Raw genomic sequence first — 12,597 nt, 5'->3', positions numbered from 1 at the left:
TTTTTCTCCTTATGCCGCAGTTGCTTTTTCTAGAGACGGCTACATTTAGGAGAATCCTAATGTCATTAGACAAAAATGCTGTTGAGCAACCAGCAAATAAGTTGTTAGCGGCTCTGCCGGTTAGTGATTATGAGCGTCTTGTTCCCCACCTGAAGTTGGTTTCGCTTGCCACTCACCAAGTCATTTACGAAGCAGGAGAACCCATCATACACGTCTATTTTCTCCAAGACGCAGTGGTTTCTGTAGTCGCTAGTATGGAAGATGGCTCGATGGTGGAAGTTGGGATAGTGAGCAAGGAAGGCATGGTGGGTATCCCAGTGATTTTAGGAGGCAACACAACAATCACAAAAGCGTTTGTGCAAGTTTCGGGGGCTGGAATGCAGATAGATGCAAATGTACTTAGAACCGAGTTTAATCGCGGCGGAGCTATTCAAAACCTGCTGCTGCGCTATGTACAAGCTGTATACTCTGAACTGGGGCAAGCAGCTGCCTGCAATCGTCTGCATATACTGGAGGAACGGCTGGCTCGTTGGCTTCTGACAGTCTCTGACCGTCTGGAATCAGAGGATTTTCCACTTACGCAAGAATTTATCTCCCAGATGCTGGGTGTACGCCGCTCCGGTGTGACAGTAGCGGCTAGCACCCTGAGCCGAGCCGGAATAATTCGCTACCAGCGTGGTCATATTAGAATCCTGAACCGAGAGGATTTGGAAGCAACTTCCTGCGAGTGTTATCGGGTCATACAAGGCGAATTTGCTCGGTTGCTGGAGAATCAGCCAAGGCGCGATCGCAGATGAATTATTTTAATATTTTATGTCCGAAACCGGACAGACGCTTGCTAGCTAGTTCCTTTAAGATTTGGTAAAGTACGCAGCAAATGGCATTTACAAATACGTGCCTTTTGATCTAATTGCTACTCCAAGTGTTTGAGTTACAAGGCAGCGAGAACAATGTCAAATCAATCGATATCTTTTAAAGGTCTGCGATTGCTCGTTGTGGATGACGACCCTGATACGAGAACATTACTTACCTTCCTGTTTGAATTAGACGGAGCAGAGATAGTCACAGCCGCTTCAGCAGGTGAGGCTCTAGAAATAATGTCATTTTTTAAACCAGATGTCCTAATTAGTGACATTTATTTACCAGATGAAGACGGCTACTCACTGCTATTGAAGGCCAGAAGTCTGGAAGCAAAGCGAGGGAGAATGATTCCAGCTATTGCTCTAACGGCATCTGCTTGCGACGAAGACCGTAATCTTGCATCACAAGCAGGTTATGATATATACCAATGTAAGCCGATGGACTTAGAGGAGTTAGTTTCTGTGGTTGCTACTTTAGCTGGACTCGAATATACGTTTGATATATTTGGATGCAACAAAGCAGAAGCCAGTAAGCTTTAACTAAATTTTATTTATTTTTTCAGAAATCTTTTGACTATAGGACTTACGCATTGACAGACATAACCAAATGTGGATTACCTCTCATTACAAGGCTCTGCCTTGTAATGCTCTTGTGGGAGGGCTGCTGCCTCCTGTCAAACTGGGAGGCAGCAGCCCTCCGAGTGATCACATTCCCAGGCTCTACCTGGGAACGAGGCAGGGCAAGACTTTTATCTTAATAAGCTTGATATGCACATGATACTCAATTTGTAAAGTGCGTAAGTCCTAGACTAATTTTATTTTTTCTTAATTTCGCTACCAGTAAAACCTGTTGAAAGGTAGAGATATAAAATATACTAAGAATAAATACAGAGAATAACCAAGTAATTCTCTGGAAGTACTCATTTTTGTATCTAAGGGAGCGGATCATGGAATATCTTGCTTATTCTCATATGTTTATTGCTCAAGAAGAGGCATCTGGAAACACCAAATCTCAATGGAATTGGAAAAAACTTTTTAAATCTTCCGACATAGTTATTGCTCAAGAAAAGGCATCTGGAATCACCAAATCTCAATGGAATTGGAAAAAACTACTTAAATCTTCGGCTTGGTTAGCTTTAGCTGGCGTTGGTGTATTACTTGTTGCTGTTACCCAAATTGAAATGAGTTCGGCTGCATATGTCAAGACTAACGGCAGTTGTTTACGTATCCGTACAGGCCCAAGCAGCAACTACTCATATGTGGACTGTGTACCAAATGGCGCAACACTTCCAGCGATTGAAAGGTATGAAAACGGTTTTGCTAGGCTTTCTACGGGTAGATACGTTTTTGCCCGATGGATTGGCGATAAACCTAACAATCTTCCTGTGACTAGACCTGGTGGTGTTGGCGGTTCGGTAATTCTTACCCCTGGTTCTAAAGGTCTGCTTGTGAGAGACGTTCAAACAGCTTTAGGTAATCTCAGAGTTGACGGAATTTACGGTCAAGAAACTGTTAGCCGAGTCCGCAGCTTTCAGGCAAGTAAAGGTCTACTTGTAGATGGTGTTGTAGGTCCCGAAACTCGATCAGCTCTGGGTATTTAGCCAGAAGCCACTCTTTGAAAATCTCCTTTCCAAGTTCTACCTGTTTTCTTGTGAGATGGAGAGATACATAGGTAGGGACGTACATCTGTACATTGGTGTCAACTTAAGGTTAAAAGGGCGGTTAGAAACCGCGCCTACACAAGGCAAAACCTACCTCCGTGGGTTAAGAATCCTTGATTTTGTATTAGTCCACGAGGTGGACGAGAGTTTGTGTAGCCGCGTACTCCTACGGAGAAGCAAGCTACGCGTCAGCGTGCCGGAGGCTGTATGACCTTCGCCAAGGCTTAAGTTGACACGTATGACATCTGTAAGCCCCTACAGCCGATTCATGTGTTGCAAAGATGTTTTGTCAACTGTACTTCCGACTTCCGACTTCCGACATCTTTAAGTTCAAGTTGATGTTTCTGATGAAAAACCCAAGTAATTTTGCACAATCTGTAAAATGCGCTCTGCTGCATGACCATCGCCAAAGGGATTGATTGCATTTGCCATTGCTTCATAAGCATCTGGATCACTGAGTAACTCCGCAGCAGCTGCAAAAATGTTCTCACTCGTAGTACCTACAAGTTTAGCTGTACCAGCTGCAACAGCCTCTGGTCTTTCGGTGGTGTCTCTCAAAACCAGTACTGGTTTTCCCAAACTGGGGGCTTCTTCCTGCAACCCACCAGAGTCAGTGAGCAAAAGATGCGATCGCCCAATTGCTCCCACCAATTCGCCATAATCTAGAGGTTCTGTCAAGAAAATTCGGGGATGATTCCCTAAAAGTTCCTGCAATGGGACTCGCACTGTCGGATTGCGGTGTAATGGTAAAAGCAAAGCTGTATCAGGAAACTTGTCTAAAATTTGTAAAAAACCCTGAGCGATCGCTAGCAGAGGTTCTCCCCAATTCTCCCGGCGATGAACTGTTGCCAACAAAACGCGATATGATTCCCAGTCTAACCCTGGCACATTGCAGACTGCTTGGGTTGCAGCTACATTCAACAGCGCATCAATTACCGTATTACCCGTCATGTGAATTTCACCCAAAACACCCGAACGGTGCAAGTTCTCCACAGCCCAAGGAGTCGGTGCAAAGTGCAACTGAGTAATTTGAGAAATCAACCGCCGATTAGCTTCTTCTGGATAAGGATTGAATATATCATCAGTTCTTAACCCTGCTTCTACATGACCGACAGGGATTTTTTGATAAAAAGCTGCCAAAGTTGCGGCAAAAGCCGTGGTAGTGTCTCCCTGTACCAGCACTAAATCAGGCTTTTTATCCTGGAATAACGCTTCTAACCCTTGTAAACTGCGGCAGGTAATATCATTTAGAGATTGCCGAGCCTGCATAATTTCCAAGTTATAATCTGCCTTGATGTTGAATAGTTGCATAACTTGCTCAACCATCTCCCGATGCTGTCCAGTTAGAATTACTTGCAACTCAAAACCTGAAGACTTCTGGAAAACCTGAATTACTGGAGCTAGTTTAATCGCTTCTGGACGAGTACCCAAGATAATGCAAACGCATTTTTGATTAGTCATTTGTCATCTGTCATTTGCCAATTGTCTATAGTCAATGGTTTATGGTTAATAGTCAATAGTTGGCGGTCAATCATCACACAAATCATAAATTTAAGTTTACTGGCATTGCCAAGCAGTAGCTAAAACCCTTAATTTTGTATCGGACTGTAGTCAATAACGACTGTCACTGAAATAATTTCTGTCTGCTGCGATCGCCAGTCTTTCACAGTAGTATGAGGACGCTGAATATCACTAACTGCCATGCCCTTTCCCCCTTCCCCTTTAAAGAGCATGAAAAAACCCGGCTTAACCGGGCAGACGCACTGTTTGTCCTATTTACCTGTAATAACTACTTGATCTCACAAGTTAAAGGGCAAGCAGCGTAAACAGTAGTCTGCATTTGGTCTGCCTCTCCATGCAGCCAGCTTAACCATTTGATTTGATTAGGATGAACTCCTTTAACAGTTAGCACACCCGCAGCCAATACAACGGCGATGACATTAAACATGATTAAAGCGCCTGCTACAAGCAAAACTGCACTAACAGGCATCACAGATTGCAAGACAATTGATAACAGACATCCGACCGTTGCCATTAAGACAACTAGTGGAAAACCGACAACCAACAAGCATACTGCCAATGTAAAAGTCCATATTAAAAAGCTTTTAATCATCAACAAGGAGTAGGTCTTTCCTAGATTAGAGCTTTGAGCAGAAACCATGACTTTTCCTCCTAAAAATACACAACAAATTTTAATTTTCAGTCAGTTTTCGCTTTTGGCGAGTCTAACTAATTCGTTTCTCAGTGAAATTCAGTATATAAAAACTAATTGGGAAAATGAGCATTTATTTACTAAAGTTTACAGTTAATTTTTTGTAATTATGAATTTGAAGTCAAATTTATATCTATTAGAAAAACTTGTTTTCTGCATCCGTCTTCAGATATATAACGTAAAAGGTATGAGCTTTTAACCTTGATCCCCAGGATATTGCTCCGATTCAACTTAACATTTCTTATAAAAATTAGTAGTGGCTCTCATAATTGATAAATGCGCTGAATAAATGATCTGCTAGTGTTTGTGCTGTTAATTGCTGGCAATTCGTGTCCATACCTGAGATAAATTTCTCATCTAAGTCTTGAGAATATTCATGTTTAAAAAACAGCATTATAAATTACTGAAAATCTATGTATATTTACTGCTGCATCTTGAGTCCCTGTGTGTGTTAAACCAAGTTAGAGAGGTTATTTAACCTATCTCAATCTTATGAGTAGTAAAAAATTAGGCAAAAAAAGATACAAATCGAGGTGGATAAAATGAATTGACCGTGGTTTTAGAGTTTCAATCGCCTCCCATCACTGCCGGGGCTTGCACGCAAGCATCCTCCAAAAGTCATCGAAGCAAGTGACTTGACTTCTCGCTAATTCAACTTTTTAACTGCCAAATTTTAAGATATATGACAGAATCACAATCTTCATTAAATTCTAATCCTGCTGCCGGACGTAACCTGCCACCAATGCCGCCACCAATGCCGCCACCACCGCCAACCTCTAGTACGCAGCGGCAGATGACACAAACATTGGATATGTCTATGGATAGGAGCGCCAACGCACCTGTTGCCGGTCATCGTCCGGTTGGTCCACCGCCAATACCTAGTTCAGTTCGCCCTCAAAACAGCATTCCACAACTGACTTTAGCGCAGTTAATCAGGGTAGCTTACGATCAGGGATATTCTGACTTGCACTTGGGTGTAGGTGAAGTACCCCGCTTCCGCAGCCGAGGAGAAATTCAATCAATGGATTATCCAGAAACAGATAAAGAAGTTTTTATGAAGTGGTTGCGGGAGGTGATGAGTGAGGGAGAAATTCAGCGCTTTGAAGAGAGCTTAGAATTTGACGGAGCAACTCAGTATGACTTTGCTCGCGTGCGGATTAATGTTTTTGGCTCCCTCAAAGGGCCTGCAATGGTGTTGCGGTTGATTCCACTGAAAATCTTAACTATGGAACAGTTGAATTTACCCCCAATTTTCCGGGATATTTGTCATTACCACAAAGGTTTAATTTTGGTGACTGGGCCTACTGGTTCTGGTAAGTCCACCACAATGGCAGCGATGGTTGACTACATCAATAAAGAGATGGCCAAGCATATCATCACCATTGAAGACCCAATAGAATTTGTCCATCAAAGCCGCAAGTCTTTAGTTAAACAGCGCGAAGTCGGAATGCACACCCGGAAATTTGACAACGCTTTGAAAGCAGCTTTGCGGGAAGACCCAGATTTGATTCTGGTGGGGGAAATGCGGGATAAGGAAACGGTTAACACCGCCCTAAAAGCCGCTCAGACTGGTCACTTAGTTATGGGAACTCTGCACACCAATAGCGCTGTTAAAACCATTGAGCGGATTCTCAATCTCTTCTCTGGTGAGGAACAGGATGCAATGCGGGTGGCAATTTCTGAGTCTTTAGTGTCAGTAATTGCTCAAGGTTTGTGTCGCACAACTGACGGCAAGCGGGCTGCTTTCCACGATGTGCTGATCAATACTGAGGCTATTAAAGAATGGATTAAAGACGGTAAGTATGATGAAATTGGCGAGTTGATGAAACAAGCTGGGTTTGACGGGATGATTACGATGAATCAGTCGTTGCTCAATCTCTATCAAGAGGGTCGCATCACTGAAGAAACTGCTTTGGAAATGTCACCAACTCCTAACGAAATGGCGCAGTTTCTCCGAGGTCGAGTTTAAGTCTGGCTATCTGCTGTACAGTGAGTTTTTATTTGATGCTGTGCCAAATTAGTGTCATTGAGGGTGTGAAGTCTAGAATCAGCACAGGGAACTTAGAGGCTGCATCAACACAAATTGTTGCAAGCCTAAAGTTTGTAAGACTTAGCTTGATCGCACGAATTTGTCGCGGTGTCATTTAATTTATTAGTATAGAAATGTTGAATCTTTCGTTAAGCGATCGCAACCCTAATTGAAAAATCGGAACCATATTCAATGCAATAAATATAGATTAGCTTGATTTAGTAACTAAACTTAATCTGATTTGTTCCTGAGTGTATCTTACATTTTATTTACCAATTGTCCTATAAATTTTTAATCAAAACTTCAGCACGATCTCAGTTAAAAAAGGGATACTCAAGATGGCAAATTAATTAAAGTGCAGATATGTAGGGGATGATATTATGACAAATCTAACCCAAGAAGAAATCAGATTAGCAGAAGCCTTGAGTCACAAAGCTCATTGGCGTAGATGGGGGCCATATTTGAGCGATCGCCAATGGGGAACCGTGCGCGAAGACTACAGCGCAAACGGTACAGCCTGGGACTATTTCACCCATGATCAGGCTCGTTCTCGCGCCTACCGTTGGGGTGAAGATGGTATTGCTGGTATTTCTGATAACCATCAACGGCTTTGTTTTGCGATCGCACTTTGGAATGGTGAAGATTCCATTCTCAAAGAAAGATTTTTTGGTCTAAATGGTAGTGAAGGGAATCATGGAGAAGATGTTAAGGAATATTACTTTTATCTAGATAATACCCCTACCCATTCTTACATGAAAGCGCTTTACAAATATCCCCATAAAGCCTTTCCGTACTCCCAATTAGTCGCAGAAAATCAACGCAGAAATCGTCACGAGCCAGAATTTGAATTACTAGATACAGGGATATTTGATGAAAATCGTTACTTTGATATATTCGTTGAATATGCTAAGGATTCTGCTGAAGATATTCTCATCCAAATTAAAGTAGTCAACCGTGGGTTAGAAGCAAAGACACTACACCTGTTACCTACTCTCTGGTTTCGTAATACTTGGTCTTGGAATGGGGATACAAATAAACCTACTTTAAAAGAGGTCGAATCGGGTAATAGCTTTCATGTGGTTGAGGTGTTTCACTCAACTTTAGGTAAAAGGTGGCTGTATTGTCAGGAAGCAAACGAAATTCTCTTTACAGAAAACGAAACAAATTATCAGCGAATATTTGGCTCTCCTAATTCATCTGCCTATGTCAAAGATGGGATTAATGACTACATCGTTCATGGTAAAAAAGAGGCGGTAAATCCAAATAAAGTTGGTACTAAAGCATCTGCTGATTATTTGTTAACACTAGGTGCAGGTGAAACTAAAATTGTTAAATTGCGATTGAGTGATGTACCCAATTTAGTTGAGCCATTTGGCCAAGGATTCGATACAATCTTTTGGGAACGACAACAGGAAGCAGATAAATTTTATCAGCGCGTCACGCCATTTCCACTCAGTGAAGATATGCGAAATGTGCAACGACAAGCATTTGCGGGAATGCTGTGGAGCAAGCAATATTATCACTATGTTTTAGAGGATTGGCTGAAGGGCGATCGCAATACACCACCGCCACCTCCAGAACGTCAACACGGCAGAAATTGGGAATGGTTCCATCTCTACAATAAAGATATCCTTTCTATGCCTGATAAATGGGAATATCCTTGGTTTGCAGCTTGGGATTTGGCATTTCATACTATTCCTTTGGCAATGATTGACCCCGATTTTGCTAAATATCAGTTGGATGTTTTAACACGGGAATGGTATATGCATCCTAATGGGCAAATTCCTGCCTATGAATGGGCATTTGGTGATGTTAATCCACCTGTTCATGCTTGGGCAACTTGGCGGATTTACAAGATTGAACAGAAGATATATGGACGAGCAGACAGACAGTTTTTAGAACGAGTGTTTCAAAAGCTAATGCTCAATTTCACTTGGTGGGTGAATCGCAAAGATGCTGAGGGTAACAACGTCTTTCAAGGGGGATTTCTCGGTTTAGATAATATTGGTGTATTTGACCGCAGCGCGGCTTTACCTACAGGCGGACACATCGACCAATCTGATGGTACTAGTTGGATGGGAATGTATTGTTTAAATATGTTAGCGATCGCTCTAGAATTGGCAAAGACTAATCCTGTTTACGAAGACATTGCTAGCAAGTTCTTTGAGCATTTCCTTTACATTGCTGATGCCATGAATAAAATTGGCGAAATGGAAGCCAGTTTATGGAATGAATCAGATGGATTTTACTACGATGTGCTGCATTTATCTGAACGGCAGATTACCTTAAAAGTCAGGTCAATAGTAGGATTAATTCCTCTGTTTGCCATTGAAAGTATTGAATCAGATACTTTAAAAATGCTTCCCGGTTTTAAAAAGCGATTGGAATGGTTCATCCAAAACCGTCCTGACTTGCGGCAAAATGTGGCTTGTATGGAAACAAAAGGAGTAGGTGCGCGGAGGTTATTGGCGATCGTTTCCAGAGATAAGCTCAGAAGTATTCTGCAAAAAATGCTGGATGAAAGTGAGTTTTTTGGTCATTATGGCATTCGGGCACTTTCTAGATTTCATGCTGAACATCCTTACACTTTTGATGTCAATGGTTCGCAATTTCGGGTGGATTATGAACCGGCTGAATCTACCAGTGGTTTATTTGGTGGTAATTCTAACTGGCGCGGCCCCGTCTGGTTTCCAGTGAATTTTATCCTAATTGAATCTCTACAAAAGTTTCATTATTATCTAGGAGACGATTTCAAAGTGGAATGTCCTACAGGTTCTGGTCAAATGATGACACTTTGGCAAGTTGCATCTGAATTATCTCAAAGGTTAACCAGAATTTTCTTGCAAAATGCCTCTGGTGAACGTCCTGTTTATGGTGGAATCCAAAAGTTTCAAAATGATCCACACTGGCGAGATTTGATTTTATTTCATGAGTATTTTCATGGTGATAACGGAAGCGGAATTGGAGCTAGTCATCAAACTGGCTGGACAGGTTTAGTTGCGAAATTAATTCAGCAATTTGGTGAATATGAAGCACAGCATCAAGAAGCAGAAATAGAGAAGGATAAAGAAGCGATCGCTCTAATATAAGGACATCTAAATCTGCTCCTCCCTAGCCCTCCTTAAAAACCAAATTATTTGTAAGGTTAAAAACTACATCTTTCGTAGGGGTTTAGCAATGCTAAACCCCTAAAATATGGTCTATTTACGATCAAAGGATAATTAAGAAAAGCCTGAAACAACCTATTTTCGTTAATCTACATCACGATGAATTTGTACAGTGCGTAAGTCCTATAAAGAGCAAGGTTTACTTTCAGTGCTTGCGTTCATATAAGAGTACAAAGATAAAGTAGACAGGAGTATAAATTTTAAGGAAATTCTCAGCGTAAACTAATTTAATTATTAGTAAATCAATTTATATTATTCTTAGAGAAAGATTTGCGGAGTTGAGAATGCAATGAAATAAAAATATTTAGCAATCTTTTTGGAATTGCTGCCCTTTTCACTGTAGGGATACAATAGAGGTAAGTTCAAATCAGCTAGAACTAAAGATGTAGCAGTTGATAAGAACTTTACATTTAGCAGTCTGATTTTATTGATAAAGCCTTTTTCAACACCTCAAACGCAACCAGAACAGTGAAGCAAATCAGAAAAGTTTGGATAAATATAGACCCATTTTCTTTACAGTCACGCCTCACGGTTGGGATTGCAGCATTTTCAGCTTTGGTATTAGGTAGCCTCGCTACATGGACTAGTTGGAAAATGCAGCAAATTTTAGTTGATAGTCATAAGAATAACATCGAAGAAATTGCTAAGCGCTTGCCGCGAGATGTGCAACTTTATAGTGAAATGATGCAACCTGAAACTGGGTTGCAAAAGGCTATTAATAACCTGGCAAATACCAACACATTATTATGGTTAAAAAGTCCTGATAATAAGATTTTGGTAAAATCTGCCACTTTAGATTTATTATCTGATACTACGGTAGCTGAGTTAATGTCCCTGACTAAGATGCAGATTAAACCACAAGTTTACAAAGTGAATCAAAGCTACTTTGTTTTATGCGGTAGTTCTGTGCAAGTGCAGGGGAAGTTAGTGGGTGAGTTATTTGTAGTAAAGGATATTACCCGCGAACAGAGAATGTTTGTGGTAATGGTGCAAAGTTTAGCTATTACTAGTGTTTTTGCAATTATTATCCTAACTGCTGCGATCGCACTTTATATTAGGCGTTCTCTGCAACCTCTGCGCCAGCTAAATCAAATGGCTTCTATGATTTCTGCTGAAGATTTAGGACAAGCACAGCTATATCTTGATAATGCACCCAGCGAAGTCAAAGAATTAGCTCAAACCTTAACTATGCTGTTATCGCGTCTCTCCCAATCTTGGGAGCAAGAGCGAGAATTTGTGAGTAATGTTTCTCACGAGTTACGTACACCCTTAACAATTGTACATGGTTATTTACAAAGTGTCTTGCGAAGACAGAATAACTTAACCCAAACTCAACAAGAAGCTTTAGAAACTGCTGCATCGGAAGCTGAACGCACTATCCGCCTGCTACAAGATTTACTTGATTTAGCACGAGCAGATAGCGGTTACTTATACTTTCAAATAAAATCTTATGTGCTGAATGACTTGGTTGAAGAAGTTGTAGTGATGGCAGAAAAATATAGCGATCGCGTCATTACAATTGAGTCAAAAGTTTATCCAATTGAGGTAAAAGCAGACTACAGTCGTCTGAAACAAGTATTATTGAATTTAATTGATAATGCTGTTAATTATTCTGAAGCTAATACACCCGTAATTTTTAAGTTAAATCAGCTTCAAGACAAGGCAATTATTCAACTTTGTGATAGAGGTTATGGCATTCCTTTACAACAGCAAGCACGGATTTTTGAGAGATTTTACCGCGTAGATGAATCCCGCTCTCATGCTACTGGGGGTTGTGGTTTGGGTTTATCGATTGTCAAGACACTTGTAGAAGGTATGGGGGGTAGTGTAAGTGTGCAATCAAAGTTAGGGGAAGGCAGTACGTTTACAATCAGTTTACCTACATATAGCAGTTTAATCTGACATTACCTGCTTTAGGAGCAAAAATATGACAGCACATATCCTTTTGGTGGAAGATGAAGTCAAACTGGCGCGATTTGTCGAATTAGAACTTAGTAGCGAAGGATACCAAGTAAGTGTTGCCCATGATGGCATCGCAGGTCTAACCCTGGCGCGAGACTCATCGCCAGATTTAGCGATTTTGGATTGGATGCTACCAGGACTGACAGGCTTAGAAATTTGTCGCCGTTTGCGAGCAACAGGCAGTACAGTACCAGTAATTTTGTTGACAGCAAAAGATGAAGTGAGCGATCGCGTGGCAGGATTAGATTCAGGAGCCGATGATTATGTGGTTAAGCCCTTCAGCATTGAGGAACTACTAGCTAGAATTCGCGCCCATCTCCGCCGCACGCAAGAAACAGATGAGGATTTGTTGCAATTTCAAGATTTAAGCTTAAATCACCGCACCCGTGAAGTATTTCGGGAGAAACGAAGCATTGAGTTAACAGCAAAAGAGTTTGACTTATTAGAATATCTCCTTTCACATCCCCGTCAGGTATTTACTAGAGATCAAATTCTAGAGAAAGTTTGGGGTTATGACTTCATGGGTGATTCTAATATTATTGAGGTTTATATTCGTTATCTGCGACTCAAGTTAGAAGAAAATCATGAAAAGCGTTTGATTCATACAGTTCGTGGTGTAGGTTATGCACTGCGCGAGTAATCATCAGAAGGAGTCAGAAGACAGAATTCAGGAGTCAGGAGTCGGAATTCAGAATTCTGTTTTGAT

Annotated in this window: 9 protein-coding genes; 7 read left to right on the top strand and 2 right to left on the bottom strand. The window is 41.2% G+C overall.

Going from position 1 to position 12,597, the window contains the following annotated elements; all coding sequences use genetic code 11:
• The first annotated feature begins 59 nt into the window (after window positions 1-59).
• From V7L05_RS23690 to V7L05_RS23680, 3 genes are all read left to right on the top strand, one after another.
• Window positions 60-797 (top strand): Crp/Fnr family transcriptional regulator, encoded by a 738-nt coding sequence (locus tag V7L05_RS23690; protein ID WP_335167654.1) that lies wholly within the window; start codon window positions 60-62, stop codon window positions 795-797.
• Window positions 798-950: 153 nt separating this feature from the next.
• Complete coding sequence (locus V7L05_RS23685) at window positions 951-1,400, top strand: response regulator (RefSeq protein ID WP_335167651.1); 450 nt, start codon at window positions 951-953, stop codon at window positions 1,398-1,400.
• Window positions 1,401-1,807: 407 nt separating this feature from the next.
• On the top strand, window positions 1,808-2,461 hold the full coding sequence (locus V7L05_RS23680) for a peptidoglycan-binding domain-containing protein (RefSeq protein WP_335167649.1): 654 nt from the start codon (window positions 1,808-1,810) through the stop codon (window positions 2,459-2,461).
• 390 nt (window positions 2,462-2,851) lie between these two features.
• Here the strand turns inward: V7L05_RS23680 and wecB are convergent, their stop codons facing one another.
• Complete coding sequence (wecB, locus tag V7L05_RS23675) at window positions 2,852-3,982, bottom strand: non-hydrolyzing UDP-N-acetylglucosamine 2-epimerase (RefSeq protein WP_335167647.1); 1,131 nt, start codon at window positions 3,980-3,982, stop codon at window positions 2,852-2,854.
• A 328-nt stretch (window positions 3,983-4,310) separates the two neighbouring features.
• Window positions 4,311-4,682, bottom strand: a complete 372-nt coding sequence (locus V7L05_RS23670; protein WP_334949702.1) for a hypothetical protein — start codon at window positions 4,680-4,682, stop codon at window positions 4,311-4,313.
• Between the two features lie 733 nt (window positions 4,683-5,415).
• On the opposite strand from V7L05_RS23670, the gene V7L05_RS23665 reads away from it, so the two are divergent.
• From V7L05_RS23665 to V7L05_RS23650, 4 genes are all read left to right on the top strand, one after another.
• Window positions 5,416-6,702, top strand: a complete 1,287-nt coding sequence (locus tag V7L05_RS23665; protein ID WP_335167645.1) for a type IV pilus twitching motility protein PilT — start codon at window positions 5,416-5,418, stop codon at window positions 6,700-6,702.
• Window positions 6,703-7,142: 440 nt separating this feature from the next.
• Window positions 7,143-9,851, top strand: coding sequence for an MGH1-like glycoside hydrolase domain-containing protein (locus tag V7L05_RS23660; RefSeq protein ID WP_335167643.1), 2,709 nt, complete (start codon window positions 7,143-7,145; stop codon window positions 9,849-9,851).
• Between the two features lie 546 nt (window positions 9,852-10,397).
• Window positions 10,398-11,831 carry a sensor histidine kinase gene (locus V7L05_RS23655; protein ID WP_335167641.1) on the top strand — a complete coding sequence of 478 codons (1,434 nt, stop codon included), beginning with the start codon at window positions 10,398-10,400 and terminating at the stop codon, window positions 11,829-11,831.
• A gap of 25 nt (window positions 11,832-11,856) precedes the next feature.
• A complete protein-coding gene (locus V7L05_RS23650; RefSeq protein WP_335167639.1) occupies window positions 11,857-12,531 on the top strand; it encodes a response regulator transcription factor in 675 nt (224 codons plus the stop codon).
• Window positions 12,532-12,597: the final 66 nt, after the last annotated feature.

Origin of the sequence: Nostoc sp. (assembly GCF_036917755.1) — a bacterium.
Lineage (GTDB): Bacteria > Cyanobacteriota > Cyanobacteriia > Cyanobacteriales > Nostocaceae > Nostoc.
This window is presented reverse-complemented; position numbering and strand designations above follow the sequence as displayed.